The 23242-nt window shown below is 70.8% G+C and carries 20 protein-coding genes; 4 read left to right on the plus strand and 16 right to left on the minus strand.

Annotation, left to right across the window (positions count from 1 at the left end; genetic code table 11):
* Window positions 1-2 precede the first annotated feature (2 nt).
* The 8 genes from RBR11_RS06460 to gabT all read right to left on the minus strand — a co-directional run bounded on the left by RBR11_RS06460 (window position 3) and on the right by gabT (window position 11239).
* The gene (locus RBR11_RS06460) at window positions 3-1040 is read right to left on the minus strand and encodes an ABC transporter permease (RefSeq protein ID WP_308488498.1); all 1038 of its coding nucleotides are present in this window, start codon (window positions 1038-1040) and stop codon (window positions 3-5) included.
* Between the two features lie 5 nt (window positions 1041-1045).
* The gene (locus RBR11_RS06465) at window positions 1046-2635 is read right to left on the minus strand and encodes an ABC transporter substrate-binding protein (RefSeq protein WP_308488499.1); all 1590 of its coding nucleotides are present in this window, start codon (window positions 2633-2635) and stop codon (window positions 1046-1048) included.
* 225 nt (window positions 2636-2860) lie between these two features.
* Window positions 2861-4105: a M24 family metallopeptidase gene (locus RBR11_RS06470; RefSeq protein ID WP_308488500.1), complete on the minus strand. Its 1245-nt coding sequence runs from the start codon at window positions 4103-4105 to the stop codon at window positions 2861-2863.
* 456 nt (window positions 4106-4561) lie between these two features.
* The gene (locus tag RBR11_RS06475) at window positions 4562-5923 is read right to left on the minus strand and encodes an NAD-dependent succinate-semialdehyde dehydrogenase (RefSeq protein ID WP_308488501.1); all 1362 of its coding nucleotides are present in this window, start codon (window positions 5921-5923) and stop codon (window positions 4562-4564) included.
* 67 nt (window positions 5924-5990) lie between these two features.
* Window positions 5991-7454, minus strand: a complete 1464-nt coding sequence (locus tag RBR11_RS06480; RefSeq protein WP_308488502.1) for an NAD-dependent succinate-semialdehyde dehydrogenase — start codon at window positions 7452-7454, stop codon at window positions 5991-5993.
* A 58-nt stretch (window positions 7455-7512) separates the two neighbouring features.
* A complete protein-coding gene (locus RBR11_RS06485) occupies window positions 7513-8418 on the minus strand; it encodes a universal stress protein (protein ID WP_308488503.1) in 906 nt (301 codons plus the stop codon).
* Window positions 8415-9773 (minus strand): flavin monoamine oxidase family protein, encoded by a 1359-nt coding sequence (locus RBR11_RS06490; RefSeq protein WP_308488504.1) that lies wholly within the window; start codon window positions 9771-9773, stop codon window positions 8415-8417. Before RBR11_RS06490 ends, RBR11_RS06485 begins: the two co-directional genes overlap by 4 nt.
* Before the next feature lie 104 nt (window positions 9774-9877).
* A complete protein-coding gene (gene gabT / locus RBR11_RS06495; protein WP_308488505.1) occupies window positions 9878-11239 on the minus strand; it encodes a 4-aminobutyrate--2-oxoglutarate transaminase in 1362 nt (453 codons plus the stop codon).
* Window positions 11240-11338: 99 nt separating this feature from the next.
* On the opposite strand from gabT, the gene RBR11_RS06500 reads away from it, so the two are divergent.
* Together RBR11_RS06500 and RBR11_RS06505 are read left to right on the plus strand one after the other, a co-directional pair.
* Window positions 11339-12850 (plus strand): PucR family transcriptional regulator, encoded by a 1512-nt coding sequence (locus RBR11_RS06500; protein ID WP_308488506.1) that lies wholly within the window; start codon window positions 11339-11341, stop codon window positions 12848-12850.
* Window positions 12851-13499: 649 nt separating this feature from the next.
* Window positions 13500-14843, plus strand: a complete 1344-nt coding sequence (locus RBR11_RS06505; RefSeq protein ID WP_308488507.1) for an HNH endonuclease — start codon at window positions 13500-13502, stop codon at window positions 14841-14843.
* 205 nt (window positions 14844-15048) lie between these two features.
* Here RBR11_RS06505 and RBR11_RS06510 read toward each other — a convergent pair whose 3' ends face one another.
* Entirely contained in the window at window positions 15049-15747 is a 699-nt protein-coding gene (locus RBR11_RS06510; protein WP_308488508.1) for an MBL fold metallo-hydrolase, read from the minus strand.
* 73 nt (window positions 15748-15820) lie between these two features.
* Here RBR11_RS06510 and RBR11_RS06515 point away from each other — a divergent pair, with 73 nt between their 5' ends.
* Complete coding sequence (locus RBR11_RS06515; RefSeq protein WP_308488509.1) at window positions 15821-16396, plus strand: TetR-like C-terminal domain-containing protein; 576 nt, start codon at window positions 15821-15823, stop codon at window positions 16394-16396.
* A 15-nt stretch (window positions 16397-16411) separates the two neighbouring features.
* On the opposite strand, the gene RBR11_RS06520 is transcribed toward RBR11_RS06515, so the two are convergent.
* The gene (locus RBR11_RS06520) at window positions 16412-16798 is read right to left on the minus strand and encodes a riboflavin kinase (protein ID WP_308488510.1); all 387 of its coding nucleotides are present in this window, start codon (window positions 16796-16798) and stop codon (window positions 16412-16414) included.
* The gene (locus RBR11_RS06525; protein WP_308488511.1) at window positions 16795-17307 is read right to left on the minus strand and encodes a flavin reductase family protein; all 513 of its coding nucleotides are present in this window, start codon (window positions 17305-17307) and stop codon (window positions 16795-16797) included. The genes RBR11_RS06520 and RBR11_RS06525 overlap by 4 nt, the downstream gene beginning before the upstream one ends.
* Window positions 17308-17408: 101 nt before the next feature.
* Between RBR11_RS06525 and RBR11_RS06530 the strand changes: the two genes are divergently transcribed.
* Window positions 17409-18014 (plus strand): PadR family transcriptional regulator, encoded by a 606-nt coding sequence (locus RBR11_RS06530; protein ID WP_308488512.1) that lies wholly within the window; start codon window positions 17409-17411, stop codon window positions 18012-18014.
* 16 nt (window positions 18015-18030) lie between these two features.
* Here the strand turns inward: RBR11_RS06530 and RBR11_RS06535 are convergent, their stop codons facing one another.
* The 5 genes from RBR11_RS06535 to RBR11_RS06555 all read right to left on the minus strand — a co-directional run bounded on the left by RBR11_RS06535 (window position 18031) and on the right by RBR11_RS06555 (window position 23117).
* Window positions 18031-18897: a ribokinase gene (locus tag RBR11_RS06535; RefSeq protein WP_308488513.1), complete on the minus strand. Its 867-nt coding sequence runs from the start codon at window positions 18895-18897 to the stop codon at window positions 18031-18033.
* 14 nt (window positions 18898-18911) lie between these two features.
* Window positions 18912-20264, minus strand: a complete 1353-nt coding sequence (locus RBR11_RS06540) for an NtaA/DmoA family FMN-dependent monooxygenase (RefSeq protein ID WP_308488514.1) — start codon at window positions 20262-20264, stop codon at window positions 18912-18914.
* A 105-nt stretch (window positions 20265-20369) separates the two neighbouring features.
* Window positions 20370-21218 (minus strand): ABC transporter permease, encoded by an 849-nt coding sequence (locus RBR11_RS06545; protein WP_308488515.1) that lies wholly within the window; start codon window positions 21216-21218, stop codon window positions 20370-20372.
* Window positions 21211-22008 carry an ABC transporter ATP-binding protein gene (locus RBR11_RS06550; RefSeq protein ID WP_308488516.1) on the minus strand — a complete coding sequence of 266 codons (798 nt, stop codon included), beginning with the start codon at window positions 22006-22008 and terminating at the stop codon, window positions 21211-21213. The genes RBR11_RS06545 and RBR11_RS06550 overlap by 8 nt, the downstream gene beginning before the upstream one ends.
* Window positions 22005-23117 carry an ABC transporter substrate-binding protein gene (locus RBR11_RS06555; RefSeq protein ID WP_308488517.1) on the minus strand — a complete coding sequence of 371 codons (1113 nt, stop codon included), beginning with the start codon at window positions 23115-23117 and terminating at the stop codon, window positions 22005-22007. Before RBR11_RS06555 ends, RBR11_RS06550 begins: the two co-directional genes overlap by 4 nt.
* Window positions 23118-23242: the final 125 nt, after the last annotated feature.

Consider the following 23242-nt stretch of genomic DNA (forward strand, 5'->3'; position numbering starts at 1 on the left):
TCCTAACCCAGCTGCCCAGCCCGCAGACGCGGGTCGCGGACCAGCTGGAGGACGTCGACGATGTAGTTGGAGACGACCACCAGGACGCCGATCACCAGCACCCCGCCGAGGACGGCGAACGTGTCCTTCTGGGCGACCGCGTTGGTGAGGTAGGAGCCGACTCCCACCAGACCGAACACGGATTCCACCAGGACCGCAGCGCCGACCATGGCGCCGAACTGGATGCCGACGAGGGTCATTCCAGGGCCGATCGCGTTCGGCAGCACGTGCCGCCAGACCAGGACCCGCTGCGGCACGCCCTTGGCACGCGCCACCGTGAGGTGCTCGCGGGCCAGGACCTGGACCAGCTCGGCCCGCATCACGCGGTACAGCTGGGCGCCGAACGGGAGGGCCAGGACGATGGCCGGGAGGATCAGGTGCTGCAGACCGTCCCACGCCGCCAGGGGGTTGCCCGCCAGGAGCGAGTCCAGCACGACCGACCCGGTGCGGGTCGGGACGTTGAACCCGCGGGACAGGCGGCCCGAGATCGGGACCAGTCCGAGCAGGGTGCCCAGCGCGTACTGCAGGAGCAGGGCGAGCCAGAACGTCGGCAGGGCGGCGCCGATGATCACGAGGAGCTTGACCGTGAAGTCGGTCGGGCCGTCGCGGTGCAGGGCCGAGAGCGTGGCCAGCGGCGTCACCACGGTGACGACGATGATCACTGCCAGCAGCACCAGCTCGATCGTCTGCGGCAGCACCTGCGCGATGCCCTGGGTGACCGCGATGTGCGTCGTGATCGAGGTGCCCAGGTCTCCCCGCAGCAGCCGGCCGAAGAAGCCGAGCAGCTGCAGGAAGAAGGGCTGGTCCAGACCGAGGCTCTTGCGGACGGCCTCCACCTGCGCGGCGGTGGCGTTCTCGCCGGCCGCCACGCGGGCTTCGTCACCCGGGATGAGCTTGACCATCAGGAAGACGAACACGCTCAGACCTACCAGCGTGATGACCGACGACAGGGCCTTCCGCAAGAGGAAGACGGTCGTCTGACGTGCGGGATTGTTCGACATCGGGATCACCCCACGCGGAGCGTGAAGAACGAGATCGGCGTCGCGGACCAGGAGAAGTCGATCCCCTTCAGGTCGCTGCGGTAGCCGACCGGGAACGCCACCTGGCTGAGGTTCGCCTGAACCGAGTCGTTCGCGACCTGGGTCTCGACCTGCTTGTACAGGTCGCAGCGCTTGCTCGCGTCAGCGGTGGTGCGGGCCTCGTTCAGGAGAGCGTCGACCTTCGGGTTGCTGTACGCGCCCTTGTTCGTGCCGCCGATGTTGGCGGAGTTGTAGAGCTTGTCCAGGCCGGCACCCGGGTCGGGCGTCTGGATGTAGTCGTTGATGAGCGTCAGGCCCGGGATCGTCTTCGGGTCGGACAGCGTCTTCAGGTAGTCCGGGAAGGCGATCGGCACGAGGTTCACGTTCACGCCCAGGTCCTTCAGGTTGGACTGGAACAGCGTCGCGATCTGGGTCTGCGTCGAGTCGACGGACTGGTAGCGCAGGTCGAGCGAGGTCGAGCCGAGCCCGGCGAGCAGCGACTTGGCCTTCGCCTTGTCCTGCGCCGACGGCTTCGCGTCCGGGCGGCAGCTGAACGCCGGGGACAGGATGCCGTTGGCGATCGCGCCGTTGCCGTTCAGGATCTTCTGGAAGCCGCCGGTGTAGTCGTAGGCGAGCTTGAGACCCTCGCGGATCTTCGGGTCGGCGGTGGGGCCTGTCGACGTGTTGAACCAGAGCTGGTTCAGGCCGGCGGTCGGCACGAACTTCACCGAGATGCCGTTCTGGCCCTTCAGCGAGGCGGCGTCGATCGCCGAGAGGCCGAAGGAGACGTCGATGTTGCCGGCCTTGAGCTCGTCGCGGTTGGTCGCGCTCTCATCGATGCGGCGGAACACCATCTGCGTGGGCCGCTTGGCGTCGAAGCCCCAGTACTTGTCGTACCGCTTGACCGTGGTGCCGTCGGCGGAGGAGGTGCCGGTGCCCTGGAACGGGCCGGTGCCGGCCTCGTTCGCCTGCAGCCAGCCCTGGCTGTCGTCCGTGCCCGCGTTCTTGGAGACCGCGTCGGCCTCCAGGATGTAGACGTTGGCGATGCCGTTGATGAAGAACGCGTTCGGCGACTTGAGGTTGATCACGACGTGCGTGTCGTCGACGACGGTGGTCGACGCGTAGCCCGCCAGCACCGATGCGATGCCCTGGCCGAGGCGGATGTAGCGGTCGAAGCTGTACTTCACGTCCTTGGCGGTGAACGGCGTGCCGTCGTGGAAGGTCACGCCCTTGCGCAGCGTGAAGGCGATCGACGTGGCGTCGGCGGCGACCTTGAAGTCGGTCGCGAGCTGGCCGACCATCTTGTTGCCGTTCTGGGCGTCGAAGCGCACCAGCGGCTCGTAGACGATGTTGTCGACCATGTTGGTCTGCGCGTAGTCGGCGCGCAGCGGGTCCATCGTGTTGAACTCGTGCTTGAAGCCGACGACGACCGAGGTGGACGCGGCCGTCGCGGCGCCGCCGCCTCCGCCGCCGGCGGATCCGCCCGCGGTGCAGGCGGTGAGCGTGGATGCGACGAGCGGAACGGCGAGAAGTGCTGCACCGAGGATGAACCTGCGGTGACGGTGCTGAGAGAACATGGAGTACTCCTGTGATTGAGAAAATGGGGTGATTTCTCAGGGCGCGGGGCAGCGCCCTGCTACAGAATCGGGCATCACCATCACGGAAGACCCTTAAGGGTGAGGGCCTGCCATGCGATGGCTCTTGTGGAGTGCTCCGGTGTTTCCAGTGTGTAGTTGTGCGCCTCGGCCTCCGAGGCCTGCGGCGGGGTGAGCGTCGTGACGCTCAGCCGGTGGGGTGACGGATCAGAGTTCCCAGATGCCTCTGGGGGACTCGGTGATCCATTCGGCTCCGTCGTCGTTGACGAGGGCCATGTCGCCGGCGACGACACATCCGAGTCCGGGAACGGTGAAGTTGGGGTGCACTTCGATGACCATCCCCGGTTCGATCAGGACGCCGGACGGGTCGAGGGACTTGTCCCGCAGGGGGTTCAGGTCCCTCGCCATCCCGGGCTCGACATAGCTGAGGCCGAGCCCGTGGCAGCTCTGGAAACGGAACGGGTCCGTCTCCCGAGTGAAGGGAGCGTACTTCGCATACAGGTCCTCGATGACATCGATGACGCGATGCAGCGGCTCCCCAGGACGCATGACCGCGAGGGCACCGTCCTGGATCTCCATGAGGATCTCGCCGTACTTCGCGAGCTCTGCGCTCGGAGTACCGCGGACCCCCATCCTCAGGCACTGACCGAAGTAGCCTTCGTAGGCGGTGGTCGTGCCCATCTGCACGCGGTCACGGTCTGTGACCACGTCAGGAAGCTCCATGAATTCGAAATACGTGGTGGGCGGGGCCTCACCGATCGACAGCCAGCAGTTGGCCGAGTCCGCACCGAGGAGACGCCCGGTGTGCTCGATCTCCGCCATGACGGTGGGCCCGGAGGCGCCGGGGCGGATCGACTCGGCGAACGCCGCCGCGACCATCGCGTCGGAGATCTTCGCGGAGATGCGGATCATCTCCACCTCCTCCGGCGCGCGGGTCAGCCGGAGGCGGTCCAGCACGGCGTCGGCGGCCACGGTCTCGAAGCCGGCGAACTCCTGCTCGAGGGCGACGTGGGTGGCGTGGTTCAGCTCCTCCGCACCGACGATGCCGATCCGCGATCCGGGGCGGATGCCCGCGTCGGCGAGGAAGCGGGCGGCGGCGGCCGGGTGCAGGCGCTGCTCGCCGGTCTGGAGGACGCTGCCGAACCAGCCGGACCGCTGCGTGCACTCACGGGTCTCGTGCGGGCCGAAGGTCAGCACGGCGGCGTCGCCGGCGGCGGAGAGGACCACAGAGGACGAGGTCGGCTTGGCCGCGAACCCGGCCAGGTACTGGACGTAGCCGCTGGTCTTGGTCCGCGATCCCAGCATGCGCGGGGCGCCGAAGGCCACCACAGCGTCGATGCCCTGCTCGGCGAGCGCCGCGCGCACGCGCGCGATGCGCTCCTGGAGGACGGGGACGGGGATCCGGCTGGTGAAGCGCTCCAGCGACGCGATCGTTCCGCTCTGCACGCTCACGACACGCTCGCGGTGAGGTCGGAGCGGGTGGAGACGACGCCATTCCTGGCGATCGGTGCACGGGACGCGGAGAGCCGCATCGCGGTTCCCGCCTCCTGCGGTGCCGAACTCGCCTTCGGCACTCGAGCGTCTGAAACGATCATTGGTTCAGAGTCAATCTGTCTACGTTGGGATCCCAGATTTCCGGGGGTGAGAACAATCTAAGGGTCGGAGAAAGCTTCCACAAGAGGAAATCGAGATTTCGCTACACGAAAGTTTTTTCCGGGATCCCAAGGAGCGGAAAACTCGCGGAAACACGGGGATTCCGCCCCCGGGGCGTGCGCTGGTTCGCCGCCGAGAACGCGGGAGCCGGATCCCTCTGATCGGACACGACGCGGAAGGGCCGGGCGACGCGGATGGCGTCGCCCGGCCCTTCCTTCCCGCGGTGTGCGGCGGGGCAGCGTCCGGTGGCCGGGTTCAGGCCACGCGGATGAGCTTCTTGTTCACGAACTCGTCGGCGGCGAGCAGGCCCATCTCGCGCGAGGTGCCGCTGCGCTTCACGCCGCCGAACGGCAGCTCGGGGCTGTCGGCGAGCACGACGTTGACGTAGACCATGCCCGCGTCGATGCCGTTCGCGACGCGCTCGGCCTGCGCCGGGTCGGTCGTGAACACGTAGGAGCCGAGGCCGAACGAGGTGTCGTTCGCGAGCTTCACGGCGGCGTCCTCGTCGGCGACCCGGTACACGACCGCGGCGGGGCCGAACAGCTCCTCGCGGTAGACGTCCATGTCGGCGGTGACGTCGGCGAGCACGGTCGGGGCGAAGAACGCGCCCTCCCGGGTTCCGCCGGTGAGCAGGGTCGCGCCCTGCGCCACGGCGCCGTCGACCTGCTCCTGCAGGCGCTCGGCCGCCGCCAGCGAGGACAGCGGGCCGAGGATCGTGTCCTCCTGCGTCGGGTCGGTCGCCTGCACCGCGGCGAGCGACGCCACGAACTTCTCCACGAACGCGTCGTAGAGGCCGTCCGCGACGATGAAGCGCTTGGCGCCGTTGCAGGACTGGCCGTTGTTGTCCAGGCGGGCGTCCACGGCGGCCTGCACGGTCGCGTCCAGGTCGTCCGTGGAGAGCAGGATGAACGGATCCGACCCGCCGAGCTCGAGCGCGACCTTCTTCAGGTTGCGTCCGGCGACCTCGGCGACCGCCGCGCCGGCGCGCTCGGAACCGGTCACCGACACGCCCTGCACGCGCGGGTCGGCGATGATCGTCGCCGCCTGCTCGTTCGTCGCGTAGAGGTTCACGTACGCGCCGTCGGGCAGGCCCGCGTCGCGGTAGATCTCCTCGAGCAGCGCCGAGGACTCCGGGCACTGCGGTGCGTGCTTGAGCAGGATCGTGTTGCCGATCGCCAGGTTCGGTCCGGCGAAACGGGCGACCTGGTAGGCCGGGAAGTTCCACGGCATGATGCCCAGCAGCGCGCCGATCGGGGCGCGGCGGATCACCGCGGTGCCGTCGCCGAGGATGTCCAGCGGCTGGTCGGCGGTGATCTTCTCGATGTTGTCGGCGTAGAACTCGATGATGTCGGCGGCGAAGTCGACCTCGCCGACGGCCCCGGCGAGCGGCTTGCCCATCTCACGCACGATCACGGCGGCGAGCTCGTCACGGCGAGCGCGGTGGCCCTCCGCGATCCGGCGGATCACGGCGGCGCGCTCGGACGCGGGGGTGCTCCCCCACACGCCGGCGGCGGCGTGGGCGCGGGAGACCGCGTCCTCGATCTGCGCGTCGGTGAAGGTCTCGTAGGTCGCCAGGGTCTCGCCCGTGGCCGGGTTGACGACGGCGTAGTCGGTCATGTCCGGTTCCTTTCAGTTCGTTCGGTGGGATCGGCCCTTCGACGGGCTCAGGGACCGATCGGCGGGATCAGTCGACCGGGATCAGCGTGTACTTCGTGGACAGGTACTCGTGGATGCCCTCGAAGCCGCCCTCGCGGCCCACGCCGGACTGCTTGACGCCGCCGAAGGGGGCGGCCGCGTTGGACACGACGCCCACGTTCAGGCCCATCATGCCGGTCTCGAGCGCGTCGATCATCCGGTGCCCGCGGGCGAGGTCCTGCGTGAACACGTAGGAGACCAGGCCGTACTCGGTGTCGTTGGCGAGGCGCACGGCCTCGGCCTCGTCGGCGAAGGTCGCGATCGCCAGGACCGGGCCGAAGATCTCCTCGCGGAGGATCTCGCTGCCCGCCTGCACGTTCGCGAGCACGGTGGGCTCGTAGAAGGATCCGACGCCCTCGAGCGCCTTGCCGCCGGAGAGCAGCGTCGCGCCGCGCTCGACGGCGTCGCCGACGAGCTCCTGCGCCTTGGCGACGGCGTCGTGGTCGATGAGCGGGCCGATGCTGACGCCCTCCTCGGTGCCGCGGCCGATCTTCATGGCGTTCACGCGCTCGGTGATCCGGCGGGCGAACTCGTCCGCGACGTCCTGGTGCACGATGAAGCGGTTCGCGGCGGTGCAGGCCTGGCCGATGTTGCGGAACTTCGCGGCGAGCGCACCCTCCACGGCCTTGTCCAGGTCGGCGTCCTCGAACACGACGAACGGCGCGTTGCCGCCGAGCTCCATCGAGACACGCAGGACGCCCTCCGCCGCCTGGGAGATGAGCTTGCGGCCGACCTCGGTGGATCCGGTGAAGGACAGCTTGCGCAGACGCGGGTCCGCGATGATCGGCGCCGACAGCGCGGAGGAGCGCGAGGTCTGCACGACGTTCACGACGCCGGCGGGCAGGCCGGCCTCCTCGAGCAGCTTCACGAAGAACATCGTGGTGAGCGGGGTCAGTGCCGGCGGCTTGATGACCACGGTGCAGCCGGCGGCGAGCGCCGGCGCGATCTTGCGGGTCGCCATCGCGAACGGGAAGTTCCACGGGGTGACGAAGAACGACGGGCCGACCGGGCGCTGCGAGACGACCATGCGACCCGTTCCCTCGGGGTTCAGGCCGTAGCGGCCGGCGATGCGCACGGCCTCCTCGCTGAACCAGCGCAGGAACTCGCCGCCGTAGACGACCTCGCCGCGGGCCTCGGCCAGCGGCTTGCCCATCTCGATCGTCATCAGCAGGGCGAGGTCCTCCTTGTGCGCCTGCACGAGGTCGAACGCACGGCGGAGGATGTCGCTGCGGGTGCGGGGCGCCGTGGCGGCCCACGCGTCCTGCGCGGCGACCGCGGCGTCGAGCGCGCGGATGCCGTCGGCGGGCGACGCGTCGGCGATCGTGCGCACGACGTCGTTGGTGGCGGGATCGTGCACGTCGAACGTCTTGCCGCCCTCGGCCTCGACCCACTCGCCGCCGATGTACAGGCCGGTGGGGACGCTGTCCAGCAGCGTCTTCTCCTTGTCGCTCATTGCAGATCCTCTCGTTGTCGTGTTGTTCTGGTGTCCCGTGGTCGCGGAGCGGATCCGCTCAGGCGTCCGGGAGGGCGTCGGGGGCGTCGGTCGCGCGGGTGCGCGGCACGACGATCATCGGGACGGGGATGACGTCCAGCATCTTGGCGGCGGTGGATCCGAGGAACAGCCGGCGCGGCTGCGCGAGGCGGCTGGATCCGACGAGGATGAGCTCGCCGGGCAGCCAGCCCAGCTGCGCCACGGCCTCCTCGACGGTGTCGCCGGGGGCACGCTCGAGTTCGACGGGGATGCCCGGGGGCAGCTCCACCTCCGCCCGGGCGAGCACGTCGTCGCCGTGCGCGGCGCTGACCAGGCGGATCGTCTGCACGTCGAGCCCGCGCGGCACGTCGAACGCCACGAGGGACACCAGGCGGAGCGTCGCCCCGGTGGAGGCGGACAGCGCGACCGCGGCATCGAGCAGCACATCCGCGCCCGGCCGGCTGCCGATCGCGGCGGTCACCCGGGAGATCGGGGCGTCGGCGTCCTCGCGGTGCGCGAAGCCCGCGGGGGCGAGGGCCACCGGGATCGGCGAGGAGTGCAGCAGCGCCCGAGCGACGCTGCCCATCCGGTGCAGGCCGATCGTGGCGCCGTTGGCGGCGCCGACGACGATGAGGTCGGCGCCGAGCTCCTCCCCCGCGTGCACGAGCCCCTCCGCGAACGAGTCCGCGATCCGGGCGTGCGCGGTGTGCGCCACGCCGTCCGGGATCAGCTCCGCCGCGGCGTCCAGCCACTCCTTGGCCTGGCCGCGGATGAGGTCCGCGTACAGCGACTCCGTGGGCGCCGTAGCGCTCCCGCTGCCGTCGTCGGGCAGCACGACCAGCACGTGCAGGTGCCGGTGCGTGCTCCGCGCGAGGCGCACGCCGAGGGCCAGCGCATCCGCGCCGGCATCCGTCGCCGTGTACCCGACGACGATCGCCGAGGTCATGCCCGGCTCGCGTCCAGGATCTGCGCGGCGGCCAGGCGACCCATCCGGATCGCGCCGTCGACGTGCTGGTACCCGGCACCGGCGAGGTCGGAGCAGGCGAAGTGGATCGGGCCGACCGGCGTGCGCAGGTCCTTGCCGTAGCGGTGCAGGCCGCCCATGTCGAAGCTCGCGGCGTAGGCGCCGCGGGTCCACTCCTCGGTGCCCCAGTCGCTCTCGTAGTAGACGACCGGATCCTTCGCCGCAGGGCCGTAGTAGTGCGAGAGGGACTCGAGGATCCGCTCCTTGCGCTCCTCGGCACTCAGCTCGAACACGTCGTCCGCATTCTGGTCGCTGACGAAGCCGACCAGGGTGCCGCGCTCGTCGCCGTGGTTGGTGTTGTCGTACGCCTCGTGCGTGAGCTCGTACGGGCTGAACGCGGTGCCGGACAGGCCCTGCTCGCGCCAGAACGGGCGGTCGTAGACGGCGTGCACCTTGATCACGAAGCCCATCGACAGGTGCTGGTGCATCTGGTGCTGGCGGCGCGGCAGCGACGGGGCGAAGGAGATCCGGTCGTACAGGACCGGGGCGTGCGCGAGGATCGCGTACCGCGCCCTGACGGTGAGCGAGTCGGTGGTCGCGGTGACGCCGTTCTCGCCCCACTCGAGCGTGCGCACGGGCTGGTTCAGCAGCACGTCGTCGCCGAGGCGCTCCGCGAGCAGCTGCGGTACCTGCTGGAGGCCGCCGACCACGCGCTTGTCGAGGATGAAGTCCGCGTCGACGAGGTGCGAGTACGAGCCGGCCGAGGCGGCCATGAGCAGCGACTGCAGCAGCGAGAACGCGTGCGTCGGCTTGGTGAGCATGGCGGATCCGGTCGCGAACGCGAGGTTGCGGACGGCCTCGTCGTCGTCGGTCTGCTGACGCAGCCACGCGTCCCAGGTGACGCCGTCCCACTCGGCGGCCTTCGGGTGCGCGTACGGGCGGTCCGGGTCGATCTCGGCCACCATGGCGTCGAGGCGATCGGTGATCTCGGCGATGACCTTCTCTGTCTCGGGCGAGACGGGGAACATCTCCCCGGTGAAGCGGTGCAGCTCGCCGTCCGGGCCGACGTAGACGCTATCGCCCTCGCGGTAGCGGCTGAAGGTCTCGAGCCCCAGCTCGTCGATCGTCTCGATCAGGGCGTCCTGGTCGGGCGAGACCCACTGGCCGCCGATCTCCAGCATGGCGCCCTCGATCACGTCGGTCCACAGCCGTCCGCCGACGCGGTCGCGCGCCTCGAGGACGACGACCGAGAGGCCGGCCTTGCGCAGCTCGTTCGCGGCGGTGGTGCCCGCGGCCCCGGCTCCGACGATCAGCACGTCACGGGTGATGTCTGCCAATTCCCACTCCTGCTTTCCGGGGGAAGCACCTCAGCGGTGCGGACGAAGAAAGAATTTGCCGGGCGCGATCCAGCATCCCCCGATCCCGATCGCGCCCGGACGTCTCAATGGGCCGCGAGGGCCTTCGCGACGATGTCGAGTCCCTCGTTCAGGAGGTCGTCGCCGATCGTCAGCGGCGGGAGGAAGCGGATCACGTTGCCGAACGTGCCGCAGGTGAGGACGATGACGCCCTCGGCGATCGCGGCCTTCGCGACGGCGGCGGTGAGCGCCGCGTCGGGGGCCTTGGTCACCGGGTCCACGAACTCGGCGGCGATCATGGCGCCGTGGCCGCGGATGTCGCCCAGGCGCGGGTCGGCCGCCTGGATCTCGGCGAGGCGGGCCTTGAGCAGCGCGCCGATCTCGGTGGCGCGCTCGACGAGGCCGTCGTTCTCGTAGGCGTCGATCGCAGCGAGCGCGGCGGCGCAGGCGACGGGGTTGCCGCCGTAGGTGCCGCCGAGGCCGCCGGAGTGCGAGGCGTCCATGATCTCGGCGCGGCCGGTGACCGCGGCGAGCGGCATGCCGCCGGCGATGCCCTTGGCCGTGGTGATCAGGTCGGGCTCGATGCCGAAGATCTCGCTCGCGAACATCGCGCCGGTGCGACCGAAGCCGGTCTGCACCTCGTCGGCGATGAAGACGACGCCGTTCGCGCGGCACCACTCCACGATCGCGGGCAGGTACCCGTCGGCCGGGACGATGAAGCCGCCCTCGCCCTGGATCGGCTCGATGATGACCGCGGCGAGGTTGTCCGCGCCGATCTGCTTCTCGAGCTGGAGGATCGTGCGGGCGGCCGCCTCGGCGCCGGACAGGCCGTCGCGGTAGGGGTAGGAGGCCTGGGCGCGGTACACCTCGGGGGCGAACGGACCGAAGCCGCTCTTGTAGGGCATGGCCTTGGCGGTGAGCGCCATGGTCAGGTTGGTGCGGCCGTGGTAGCCGTGGTCGAAGGCGACGACGGCCTGACGGCCGGTGTGCTTGCGGGCGATCTTGATCGCGTTCTCGACCGCCTCGGCGCCCGAGTTGAACAGGGCGCTCTTCTTGGCGAAGTCACCGGGGGTGAGCCGGTTCAGGGCCTCGGCGACCTCGATGTAGGGCTCGTACGGCGTGATCATGACGCAGGTGTGCGTGAACTGCGCGGCCTGCGCGGCGATGGCCGCGGCGACCTTGGGGTGCGCGTTGCCGACCGTGGTCACCGCGATGCCGGATCCGAGGTCGATCAGCGAGTTGCCGTCCGCGTCGACCACGACGCCGCCGCCCGCGGCGACCGCCGCGACCGGGACGGTGTGTCCGATGCCGGCGGGGACCGCGGCCGCCTTGCGGGCGAGGATCTCGGCCGAGCGCGGGCCGGGGAGCTCGGTGACGAGGCGTCGCTCCTGCGGGAGGGACGGTCCGCCGAGGGGGAGCGTGTGCGTCTGCGCGTCGATCGTGGTCATGGCTCGAGGCTACGTCCGGGACCGGCGACGTGCATTCGCCGGGGCGTACAATCTGGTTCAGGATTTCGCCGATGCGGCCAATTCAGAAGGAGCGCACGCATGGACCAGCAGCCCACGGTGCGCGCCCTGCTCGCACGCCGCGACCTGCACCTCTCCCTCGTCGGAGCCGAGGCGGATCTGCCGGCCGGTGCGCTGGATCGCCCGCTGCGCTGGGTGCACAACTCCGACCTCACGGATCCGACCCCGTTCCTCGCCGACGACCTCGCCCTGCTCACCACGGGCACGCAGTTCGTCGACGACGATCCCGCGGCGGCCACGGCCTACGTCCGGCGCCTCGTCGACCGGGGCGTGGTCGGGCTGGGCTTCGGCACCGAGGTGCACCGCACCGGCGTGCCGGCCGAGCTCGTCGAGGCGTGCGCGGACGCGGGGCTGCCGCTGTTCGCGGTTCCCTACGGCACGCCCTTCATCGCGGTCGCCCGGGCGCACTCCGAGGCGATCGCCGCGCAGGTCTACGCCCGGCGCACCTGGGCGCTCGAGACCCAGCGCGCCCTGTCGATCGCGGCGCTGCGCCCCCGCGGCCTGGACTCGACGCTCACCGAGCTCGCCCGCCGGCTGGACTGCTGGGTGGGCATGTACGACGCCGCCGGGCAGCTCGCACACGAGCATCCCGCCGGCGGATCCGCCCCGGAGGTCGCCGAGGCCGCCTCGGAACTGCTCGCCCGCGGCGGATCCGCGAACCGGGTCGTCGAGCACGGCCGCGCCGCGCACACTCTTCTCACCGTGGGCCGCGCCGGTCATCTCCGCGGCGTCGTCGCGATCGCGAACGGGTCCCTGGATCCCGAGACCCGCAGCGTGGTGACGTCGGTCATCGCGATGGCGGGGCTGGCGCTCGAGCAGAGCGAGCAGCTCGCCCGCAGCCGGCGGCGTCTGCATCGGCAGGTGCTCGCATCGCTGCTCGCGGACGACCCGACTCTGGCCCGCCGCGTGCTGGGCGCGCTGCCGCAGGCCCCGGTGGTCGTGGCGATCGCGGGCGGGGAGCGCTCGGGCGCGGTCTCCGAGTGGTGGGAGCGGCGGCGCGGGGAGGGCACCCCCGCGGTCTTCCTCGCGGACTCGGACGACGGCGTGGTCATGTGCGTGGCCGCCGCCGACGCCGCGGTGCTGGACGAACTGGCCGACCGGGTCGGCGTGCGGATCGGCGTCTCCGCACCCGAGGAGTACGCCGGGTTCTCCCGCGCGCACGCGCAGGCGCTCACCGCGCTGCGCCGTGCGGGCACCGGCGCCGGTACAGCCCGCTACGCCGACGACGCCGGGGCCAGCGTGCTCGCGGCGTTCGCGACGGACGAGGCCCGGTTGATCGCCGCATCGCGACTGGCGCCGCTGCGCCGGTACGACGCCCGCGACGGCCATGAGGGCGAGGGAGGACTCGAGCAGTCGCTGCGGGTCTGGCTCGAGCACGACGCCCGCCTGGAGTCGGCGGCCGCCGCCCTGGGCGTGCACCGGCACACCTTGCGCACCCGGATCGCGCAGGCCTCGTCGATCCTCGGCATGGACCTCGGATCCTTCCCCGCCCGCGCCGAGCTCTGGGCGACGCTGCGCACCGCCGCGGAGTGAGCGGCCGGCGTCTCGTCTCACGGAGATCCGCACCGAGCGAGCGAGGCGAGCCGAAGTGTCGGACGACGACCGGGAACGCACCCCGGGTCGTCGAGCGAGCCCTGTCCTCGATCGTTGAGCGAGCCCTGTCCTTGGTGTTTGAGCGAGCCCTTCCCCCGGTCGTTGAGCGAGCCCTTCCCGCGGTCGTTGAGCGAGCCCGTCCCGCAGTCGTTGAGCGAGCCCTTCCTCCGGTCGTTGAGCGAGCCCTTCCCGCGGTCGTTGAGCGACCCCTTCCCGCGGTCGTTGAACGCGCCCTTCCCCCGGCCGTTGAGCGAGCCCTGTCCTCGGTCGTTGAGCGAGTCCCTCCCGCGGTCGTTGAACGCGCCCTTCCCGCGGTCGTTGCACGAGCCCTTCCCGCGGTCGTTGCACGAGCCCTTCCCGCGGTCGTTGAACGCGCCCTTCCCGCGGTCGTTGAGCGAGTCCCTCCCGCGGTCGTTGAGCGAGCCCTTCCCGCGGTCGTTGAGCGAGCCCTTCGCCCGGTCGTTGAGCGAGCACCGAGCGGAGCGAGGAGCGAGACGAAACGTGGCGTCCTCTCACGAGGGCCGATTCGGTCGGAAAGTTCTTGCGGAAAAGACTAGAACAAATCTTCGATTGTTGGTAGGATCGGAGCATGTCCAGCAGCCTCGCCCCTCTCCTCGAAGCGGTCGCGCTTGTGCAGGATTCGTGGGCGGACGCGGACGGCGGGGCCGATCTCTCCCGGGCGCAGCTGATCGCGGTGAACAACGCGCTCGGTGTGCTGCGCCGGACCACGGATGCGGTGCATGCGGAAGTGGCGGCGGGTCTCGCGCGTGAGTCGCGGCGGGAGCTGGGACCGGACTCACTCGCGAGGCAGCAGGGGTTCCGCAGCTCGGCGCAGCTGATCGCGACGACGACAGGCACGTCGACGGGGGATGCCGCCCGGTTGGTGAAGCTCGGCGAGGCGACCGCGCGGCGCACGAACCTGCTCGGCGAGGTGCTGCCGGCGAAGTTCCCCGTCGTGCGGGACGCGATGTGCCGGGGGCGGATCGCGGCGGCAGCGGCCGACGCGATCGTGACGTTCCTGGACCGGGTCTTGCTTCGCGTGGGGCGCTCGGTGGCCGCCGAGGCCGAGGAACTCCTCGTGGAGAAGGCGGCCGGCCTGTCGTTGGATGAGGTGCGCAAGCTGATCGCGCGCACCGAGGCGCACCTGGATCCGGACGGTGTCGCGCCCAGGGAGGACGAGTTGCGGGCGCGGACGTCGCTGTCGATGTTCCAGCGGGACGGCATGCTCCACCTGAACGGCGCCTTCGCGCCGGACAAGGCCGCGCCGCTCCTCGCTGCTGTGCACGGGTACGTCTCGGCGGAGTTCGCCGCGAAACGCGACGGCCGCGACCCGGCCGCGGCGGACGCGGACCGGCGCCCGCTCGGGCAGATCCAGGCCGACGCGCTCGTGCACCTCGCCGAGCACGACCTGTCCTGTGAGAGCACCGGCCCGCTGAACGGCGCGACCGTCGTCGTCCGCGTCGACCTGGAAGACCTCGAACACGGCACCGGGTACGGGCTCATCGACGGGACCGACCAGCCGGTCAGCATCGGCACGATCCGGCGGATGGCCGCCGACGGCGGAGTCATCCCCTGGGTATGCGGGGCGGACAGCGAGGTCCTGGACTGGGGACGCACCCGCCGCCTGTTCACCCCGGCGCAGCGGCTCGCCCTCGCCGAACGCGACGGCGGCTGCGCGTTCTGCGGGCTCCCGCCCCAGATGACCAAGGCCCACCACATCCGCTGGTGGGCCAGAGACACCGGCCCCACCGACCTCACCAACGGGATCCTGCTCTGCGAAACCTGCCACCACCTCATCCACGACAACGCCTGGGACATCCACATCGACGGCATCGGCACCCGCGCGAAGGTCTGGTTCCTACCACCCCCACACATCGACCCGAAACGCACCCCACGGCCCGGCGGCAGAGCCCGCACCGAACTCATCGCCTGACGCGATCGTCCGGACCCACCCCCCGACCCGACCGTCCGGTCGCTGCGTGAGCCCGTTGTCTTTCGGTCGCTGAGCGAGCCCGTCTCGTCTTTCGGTCGCTGAGCGAGCCCGTCTCGTCTTCCGGTCGCTGAGCGAGCCCGTCGCGCAGCGAGGAGCGAGACGAAACGGTCACCGCGAATCGGTCACCGCGAATCGGCGCGGGAGCTCAGCGCTTCAGGGCAGCGAGCATGTCCGCCGCGGTGCCGCGGAAGATCGGGCCGTGGCCGACGACGATGCTCCGCTCCGGCAGGGCGCGGAGGCGTTCGAGGCTCTCCGGCGTCTGCTCCGGAGCATCGCTGAACGGCCCGATCTGCACGTCCTCGGATCCGTTCAGCACGTGCCGGGTCGTGATCGCGTCGCCGACGAACAGCGCGTCGACGGCGGGGATGCGGATCGCGATCGACCCGGGCGAGTGACCGGGCATCCCGATGATCTCGGGGGCGCCGGGGAGGTCGAGCACGTCGCCGTCGCGGACGGTGCGGACCTCGCCCAGGTGCGTGGTGCGCAGCGCGCCGCGCCGCAGCGCGGTGCCGAAGAACCGCAGCGCGGGCCCGAGCTTCCACGCGCCGCCCGAGGACGACGGCGCCTTCTCGCCCTTCGCCCGGCCGGCGTCGGCCTCGTGCACGAAAGTCGGCACGCCGTGCTCGGCGCGCAGCCACTCGGCGACGCCGATGTGATCGCCGTCGCCGTGCGTGAGCACGACGCCGCGGATGTCGTCGAGGGTGCGGCCTGCGCCCGCGAGCGCGTCCTGCAGGATCCGCCGGTCGCCCGGCAGGCCCGCGTCGATGAGCGTGACGCCCTCGTCCGTGACGACGGCGTGCATGGCGACGATGTCGTCGCCGATCCGGAGAAGCTGTGCGTTCATGATGGCTACGTTATATAGCTATCATGGCTACTGTCAATAGCCTTATGATCGGAAACAGAATCAGGAGGATCCCATGCCCGCACCGCAGCGCGTCACGACCGACGCCCTCGCCGCCGCCGCGCGTGAGATCGCCGAGCGCGACGGGATCGACGCGGTCACCGTCAGCGCGGTCGCGGCCGCCGTGGGCGTGCGCCCGCCGAGCCTCTACAAGCACGTCGCGCACCGGCACGACCTGCTCCGCCTCGCCGCCGACGACGCCGCCCGCGAGCTCGGCGCCGACGTCGCGACGGTCGTCGGCTCCTCGGCGGATCCCGCGGTCGTGCTGACCGGGATCGCGCACGCGGTCCGGGCGTTCAGCGTCCGCGCGCCCCGCGCCGCCGCTCTGCTGTTCTCCGCCCCCTCCCCCGAGGCGGGGCCCTCCGCGAGCGCCCTGAGTCCTCTCATCGAGACTCTGCTCGCCGCGGTCCGGACGGCGACCGCCGGCGACGACCCTCTTCCCGCCGCCCGCACGCTGACCGCCTGGGTCTACGGCTTCTGCACCATGGAGCAGGCCGGCGCGTTCCAGCTCGGCGGCAGCGTCGACGAGGCGTTCGAGTTCGGACTGACCACGCTCGTCGGGGCGCTCACCGGGGGTCCGCGCGGATCGTGATCGGATCCGCTCCCCTCAGTCGACCCTTCCCGCCAGGATCCGCCGGCACTGCTCGACATCGAGGACCGTCTGCGCGATGAGCGCCTCGGCATCGTCGAACCGGAGCGTCGGCCTCAGGAACGCGACGAGGCGGATCCGCATCCGCAGTCCGTACAGATCGAGGTCGGCGTCGTGCAGATGCACCTCCACACGGCGCTCGCGCAGGCCGTCGAAGGTCGGGTTCGCGCCGACGCTCACGCTCGCCTCCCACTCCCGCGCCTCGCCGTCGACGGCGGCCCAGGCCGCGTAGATCCCGTCCGCCGGCAGCCCGCCGCCGTCGCAGTGCAGGTTCGCCGTGGGGAAGCCGAGCGCGCGGCCGCGGCCGTCGCCTTGGACGACGAGTCCGGTGAGCTCCGGGATCACGGACGGGGCGCGTCGCCGAGGATGCTGCGGTACCGGCTCTGATGGAAGACGAGCGGCTCGACGTCGTCGAACACCTGCACGTCGGCGATCTCGAACAGGGCGATCTCGTGGTCGCCGCCGTCGTAGGTCGCGTGCGGACGGCAGGTCAGCCACAGCGACGCCCCCTCGATGAGAAGAGCGCCGCCCGGGGAGACCGTCCGCGCCTGGTCACCGAAGCGGTCGCCTTCCCGGGCGGAGAGGCGTCGACTGAAGGACTCCTGGTCGGCGGCGAGCACGCTCATGCCGAGCTCCGGGACGGAGCTGAGCTGCGGCCAGGTCTTCGAGGTGCGTGCCGCGCTGACGGCGACGAGGGCGGGCTCGAGCGAGATCGAGGTGAAGGAGTTGACCGCCATGCCGACGGGCGCACCATCGACCATCGCGGCGAGCGCCACGACGCCGGTCGGATACAGCGAGAAGGCCCGTCGGAGGGCGCGGTCCCGGGAGAGGGGCTCGGTCACGGCAGTCGACATCTCGGCGTCCTTTCATTAGTCAACTTTGACTATATAAGAGCATAAACCAGTTTGAACATACAAAACAACGGCGGATCCACTCGCGCCGCTAGCATGAAGGCATGTCGACCACGCGTCTCGTCGTCCTCGGAGCCGTCAAGCAGTTCCAGCCCGTGCACGGCTACTTCCTGCGCCGCGAGCTGATGACGTGGCACATCGACGAGTGGGCGCACATCCAGCCCGGCTCCATCTACAACGCCCTGCGCGCCCTCGAGGTCGACGGCTACATCGCCGAGAACGGCACGGTCGTCGAGGGCAAGCGCCCCGCGCGCACCACCTACCGGATCACCCCGTCCGGCGAGGTCGAGCTGCAGCGCATGCTCCGCGAGAACCTGTGGGACGTGAAGCCGTTCGACACCGAGGCGATCATGACGATCGCGTCGTTCATGTTCGTGCTCAGCCGGCAGGAGGTGATCGCGGGCCTGGAGAACCGGCTGAGCAAGAGCGACGCGATCATCACGACCAACGGCTTCCACGTGCAGGACACGCTGCGCTCGGAGACGACGCCGAAGTACGTGCGCGAGATCTTCGACCTGTCCACCGCGCGGCTCACGGCGGAGAAGGAGTGGGCGCTCGCGCTGATCACCCGCCTCCGCGCCGGTGAGTACGTGTTCGCCGGGGAGACGCCGGCCCCGGCGGATCCGGTGCCCCGGGCCGCCGACGGCTGAGCCGGGACCGGACGGCTCAGCGCGCGATGAGCGCGTCGATCGCGGCGGGGGTCAGCTCCGCCGTCGTCGCACCGAGGTGCCGGGCGACGATCGCCCCGGCCGCCGAGGCGCGAACGAGCGCGTCCTCGATCGCGGCGCCACCCGCGAGGGCCGCCGCGAGCGCACCGCAGAACGCGTCGCCGGCCCCGGTCGTGTCGACCGGGTCGATCCGGAACGCCGGCACGTGCAGGGGCCGCTCCCCCGCCCGGTGCAGCGCGACGCCGTCGCCACCGGCCGTGCGGACGATCGTCCGCGCCCCGGCCACGTGCAGGCGCTCGACACCGCCGAGCTCCGCGCACTCCGTCTCGTTGACGATCAGCACGTCGACGTCCGCGAGCATCCCGAGGACGTCGTCCGCGGCGGGGGCCGCGTTCAGGAGCGTGACGGATCCGCCCGCCCGTCCGGCGGCGAGGGCGGCGGCGACCGCGTCCAGCGGCACCTCGAGCTGAGCCAGCACCACGGCGGCGCCGGCGACCTCGCGCACGGCGTCCTCCGTGCGGAGCTCGCCGTTCGCACCCGCCGCGACCACGATGCTGTTGTCGCCGCCGATCGCGAAGACGTGCGCGACGCCGGTCGGCGCGGCCGGGGTCCGGCGCAGGTCGCCGACGACGCCGGCGTCCCGCGCCGCGCGCTGCAGGACGTCGCCGGCCTCGTCCTCGCCCACCACGGCGCACAGCCGCGTCGTCGCACCCGAGCGCGCGGCGGCCACCGCCTGGTTCAACCCCTTCCCGCCCGGGAACCGGCCGACGGCCCGCCCGAGCAGGGTCTCGCCGACCGCGGGGAGACGCGCCACTTCGACCACGAGATCGAGGTTCGCGCTCCCCACGACGGTGACGACGGGCATGTCCGCCACCCTACTCACGCGGCGCGGAAAGAGGATCCGACGTGCGAGTCGGCGAGCGCGGCGGTCGGCGTGCCGATCAGGCGCTCGCGCAGGCTCTGCGGCTCGTCCGAGGGCGCCGCGATCGCGCCCCGCTCGCGGAGGATCGGCAGCACGTGCTCGATGAAGTCGGCCGTCGATGCCGGCGGGATGACCGGCGAGAACAGGAAGCCGTCCAGGTCGGCGCCGTCGGCGAGCTCGATCATCCGGTCGGCGACCTGCTCGGGCGTGCCCACGATCGGGCGGGCGCCGACGCCGTGCGCGTGCCAGTCGCCGAGCACGTCGCCGACGGTCTTGTCGGCGAAGCGTGCGACCTGGGTCTGCGACAGTTCCGTGCTGAGTGACGCCATCGGGGTCTCCGGCGCGTAGGCGGAGAGGTCGAGGCCCGTGAACCAGGCGTACGACGCGACCGTCACGTCGGGGTTCTGCGCATCGGCGACCTCGGCGTACTTGCGGCGGGCCTCCTCCTCGGTGCTGCCGACGACGGCGGCGAACGCCGACATGATCTTCACGTCGCTCGCGGCCCGGCCGTTCTTCACGGCCTCGGCGCGGATCGCAGTGGAGTGCGCGAGCAGCTGCTCGACGGTGCCGCTGCCGACGAAGATCGCCTCGCCGTGCTTGCCGCCGAACTCGCGCCCGGCCGGCGACGCCCCGGCCTGGAACAGCACGGGCGTGCCCTGCGGGGAGCGCGCGGTGTTGCCGAAGCCGTGCGAGCGGAAGTACGCGCCCTCGTGCGCGATCCGGTGCACCTTGGACGGATCCGCGAACCGCCCGTCCTTGTCGCGCTCGAGCGCCCCGGCCTCCCAGGCCTGCTCCCACAGCTTGTAGACGACCTGCATGAAGTCGTCGGCCATCAGGTAGCGCTCGTCGTGGCCGACCATCGGCACGCCGAAGCCCTGCACCGCGGTGTCGGCGGTGCCCGTCGTGACCACGTTCCAGCCGATCCGTCCGCCGGAGAGGATGTCCAGCGTCGCCATCCGGCGGGCGAAGGCGTACGGCGGCTCGAGCAGGGTGGACCCGGTGGCGACGAGGCCCAGCCGCGAGGTCTCCGGGATGAGCGCGCCGAGGATGATGGCCGGGTCGAGGCGGGGCAGGTCCAGCCCCTCGACCGAGCAGACGTCGGGGCGGGCGCCGTTGACGTCGGCCCAGCCCCACGCGTCGGCGAGGAAGAGGAAGTCGAAGCCCGCGTCCTCGACCATGCGGGCGGTGTCGCGCCAGTACTCGAGCTTGTCGAAGAGGTAGCGCTTGTTGTCCGGGTGCCGCCAGGTCGCGGTTCCGGAGTCGTTCGCCTGGGCGTTCTCGAAGAGTCCGAGTCGCAGCTGCTTGGCCATGGTGATGCCTTCCTGTCGAGGGATCGGGGACGAAGGGTTTCGGGCGCGCCGGAGGAACCCCGGAGCGCTCGCGGCGCGCGGCGCTCCGGGATCCGGATCCGGTGCCTACTTGGCGGTGACCTCGCCGTCGCTCCACCAGAGCACGCGCTTGCGGGCGACGGCGAGCAGGACGATGAGGAGCACCCCGAGCACGCAGAGCAGGGTGATGCTGGCCCAGGTGACCGGGAGGTTCGCCTGCGCGGCGGAGGTCGTGACGAGGGATCCGAGGCCCGCCTGCTGACCGGCCGCGACGAACTCCGCGACCGCCGCGCCGACCACGGCGAGCGGAAGCGCGATCCGCAGACCCGCGAACACATACGGCATGCTGCCCGGGAAGCGCAGCTCGCGGAAGATCTCCCAGCGACTGGCGTGCAGCGTCTTGAAGACGTCGAGTGCGCGCTTGTCGACGTCGCGGAGCCCCGCGAGCGAGTTGACCAGCATCGGGAAGAACACCACGAGCGCGGTGACGATGAACTTCGGGATCATGCCGAACCCGAAGGCGACCACGAGCGCCGGGGCGATCGCGACGATCGGGGTGACCATCACGATGATCACGAGCGGCATCACGGCCCGCTCGATGAGGGCGAACTCGGCCATCACGACGGCCAGCGCGAATCCGGCGACGATGCCGATCGCGGCACCGACGACGACCTCGAGCAGCGTCGTGAGGAAATTGGATCCGTACATCCCGGCGTCCTGGCCGAGGCTGCCCGCGATCGCGTCGAGCGTGGGCAGGACGTAGGGGTTCGTCCAGGCCACGATCTGCCAGAGCAGCGCGGCGATGAGGAACGTGACCACCGTCGGCAGCCAGGCGCCCCAGCGCAGCCAGGACGGGATCCGCCGGGCCCGGGCGCCGCTGCGGACCTGGGCGGCGGCGAGCGTCGCGGTGGTGTCTCGAACGGCCATCTCAGACATGGGCCCTCTCCGTCTGCGCACGCAGCGCGTCGCGCACGATCTTCTCCAGGTCGCGGAACGCGTCCGTCGCGTACACGTCCTCGTTGCGGGGTCGCGGCAGGTCGACGTCGATGATCTCGGCGATCCGGCCGGGGTGGGCGGCCATCACGACGATCCGGTCGGAGAGCATGATCGCCTCCGGCACGGAGTGCGTCACGAACATGACCGCCTTGCGGTTCGACTGCCAGAAGTCCAGCAGCGCGATCCGCTGCAGGTCGCGGTTCATCTCGTCGAGGGCCGAGAACGGCTCGTCCATGAGCATGATCGCCGGGTCGAACACGAAGGCCCGCGCGATGGCGGCGCGCTGCTGCATGCCCCCGGACAGCTGCCCGGGGTACTTCTTCGTCGCCGCCCCCAGGCCGAACCGGCCGAGCAGCGTCTCGGCGTCGCCGATCGAACGCCCGCCGTTCGATCGGCGGTTCACGTTCAGCGGCAGCTGCACGTTCTCCAGCACGGTCTTCCACGGCAGCAGCGCGGGGGACTGCGGGACGAGGCCGATCTTCTTGTCCGCCGAGGCGGAGGAGACGCTCTCCCCGTCGATCGTGACGGATCCGGAGTCCGCATCGAGCAGGCCGGCGACGACCTTCAGCAGCGTCGACTTGCCGCAGCCCGAGGGTCCGATGACCGAGACGAACTCGCCCATGCCGATCGTGAGGCTGACGTCGTCGAGCACCGTGACCGACTGCCCGTCCACGCGGAAGGACTTGTGGACGTTCCGGACCTCGACCCCCGCACCGGACGGGGAGGTCACTTGCCGCTCCCCGGCCAGATCAGCGTGTCGCCCTTGTAGAGGTCGGACACGAGCTTCGTGTCCATCATGTCCTTGAGGGCGGGCAGGGTCTTCACGTCGCCGTACTTCTGCACGATCTTGTACTCGGGCTGCCACATGGCCTCGCTCTGCACCCCGGGGTTGCCGCCGGTGCTCTCCTTCACCCACTGGGACTCGACGGCCCAGGTGCGGGCGAGCTGGTCGCGCGGGAACGCGGCGCCCTGGTTGTTGTCCTTCGCGAGCTTCGCGATCTTGTCGATGCACGCGTCGGAGGAGTCGAGGCAGTAGCGCAGCGCCTTGAGGCTCGCGCGCATGAAGTCGGCGGCCACCTCGCGGTGCTCCTTGAGGAAGCGCGAGTTCGCCTCCATCACGTTGTAGGTGCCTTTGACGCCGAAGTCGGCGGGCTTGAACTCGCTGAACGGCTGCTTCGCCGCACGCAGGGCCTCGGGCTGGTTCGAGGCGTAGCCGACGATCGCGTCGACCTGGTCGCGCACGACCACCGTCGGGTCGTAGTTGGTCATCTTGACCTTGTCGACCTTGGACACGTCGACGCCGGCGTTGTCGAGCATGGCCGAGGCGATCGGCGTGAGGTTGATGAAGTAGCCCAGGGATCCGCTCTGCAGGTCCTTCAGGCTCTTCAGCTTCTCGTTGCCGAAGATGGAGAACGGCGAGGTCGTGCCGTAGGTCGCGACCGCCGTGAGGTTCTTGCTGTTCGCGGCGGCGAGCATGACGTCGGATGCGGATCCGAGGGCGGTGAACTGCGCCTGGCCGCTCGCGACGAGCTGCTGCCCGTTCGCGCCGGAGGCGTTGATGTCGACCTTCAGGCAGAGGGCGTCGAAGTAGCCCAGCTCCTTGGCGAGGAACACGTCGAGCTGGCCGGCGCTGGCCGAGTAGCCGTAACCGGAGATGTACGTGATCGTGCCGGCGTCCTGGTTGCGCTTGCAGGTGGTGGCGTCGACCGCCGCGTTCTTCGGGAGGGCGGCGCCGCTCGCCGACTGCGAGCAGGCGCTCAGGGCGAGCGTGGCGGCGATCACGCAGGTGAGCGCGGCGGCGATGCGGGTTCGGGTCTTAACCGCGGGGGAGAGTGCCATGGGGGTCCCTTCTCGGCCGTTCATCGTTGATGGCCCACCGAAAGTAACATAGTCAATCTTGACTATGCAATCTTGAAGGTAACGATGGCGCAACGCGTCCCGTCGCCGGGCGAGCCCTCCCCCGG

This window comes from Microbacterium capsulatum (assembly GCF_030865425.1).
GTDB classification, from domain to species: domain Bacteria; phylum Actinomycetota; class Actinomycetes; order Actinomycetales; family Microbacteriaceae; genus Microbacterium; species Microbacterium capsulatum.

Bases quoted from the DNA above. Each gene is read 5' to 3' on its own strand.
- RBR11_RS06460 (WP_308488498.1), bottom strand. From the start codon at position 1,040: ATGTCGAACAATCCCGCACGTCAGACGACCGTCTTCCTCTTGCGGAAG.
- RBR11_RS06465 (WP_308488499.1), bottom strand. From the start codon at position 2,635: ATGTTCTCTCAGCACCGTCACCGCAGGTTCATCCTCGGTGCAGCACTT.
- RBR11_RS06475 (WP_308488501.1), bottom strand. From the start codon at position 5,923: ATGACCGACTACGCCGTCGTCAACCCGGCCACGGGCGAGACCCTGGCG.
- RBR11_RS06480 (WP_308488502.1), bottom strand. From the start codon at position 7,454: ATGAGCGACAAGGAGAAGACGCTGCTGGACAGCGTCCCCACCGGCCTG.
- RBR11_RS06485 (WP_308488503.1), bottom strand. From the start codon at position 8,418: ATGACCTCGGCGATCGTCGTCGGGTACACGGCGACGGATGCCGGCGCG.
- gabT (WP_308488505.1), bottom strand. From the start codon at position 11,239: ATGACCACGATCGACGCGCAGACGCACACGCTCCCCCTCGGCGGACCG.
- RBR11_RS06500 (WP_308488506.1), top strand. From the start codon at position 11,339: ATGGACCAGCAGCCCACGGTGCGCGCCCTGCTCGCACGCCGCGACCTG.
- RBR11_RS06505 (WP_308488507.1), top strand. From the start codon at position 13,500: ATGTCCAGCAGCCTCGCCCCTCTCCTCGAAGCGGTCGCGCTTGTGCAG.
- RBR11_RS06510 (WP_308488508.1), bottom strand. From the start codon at position 15,747: ATGAACGCACAGCTTCTCCGGATCGGCGACGACATCGTCGCCATGCAC.
- RBR11_RS06515 (WP_308488509.1), top strand. From the start codon at position 15,821: ATGCCCGCACCGCAGCGCGTCACGACCGACGCCCTCGCCGCCGCCGCG.
- RBR11_RS06525 (WP_308488511.1), bottom strand. From the start codon at position 17,307: ATGTCGACTGCCGTGACCGAGCCCCTCTCCCGGGACCGCGCCCTCCGA.
- RBR11_RS06530 (WP_308488512.1), top strand. From the start codon at position 17,409: ATGTCGACCACGCGTCTCGTCGTCCTCGGAGCCGTCAAGCAGTTCCAG.
- RBR11_RS06535 (WP_308488513.1), bottom strand. From the start codon at position 18,897: ATGCCCGTCGTCACCGTCGTGGGGAGCGCGAACCTCGATCTCGTGGTC.
- RBR11_RS06540 (WP_308488514.1), bottom strand. From the start codon at position 20,264: ATGGCCAAGCAGCTGCGACTCGGACTCTTCGAGAACGCCCAGGCGAAC.
- RBR11_RS06545 (WP_308488515.1), bottom strand. From the start codon at position 21,218: ATGTCTGAGATGGCCGTTCGAGACACCACCGCGACGCTCGCCGCCGCC.
- RBR11_RS06555 (WP_308488517.1), bottom strand. From the start codon at position 23,117: ATGGCACTCTCCCCCGCGGTTAAGACCCGAACCCGCATCGCCGCCGCG.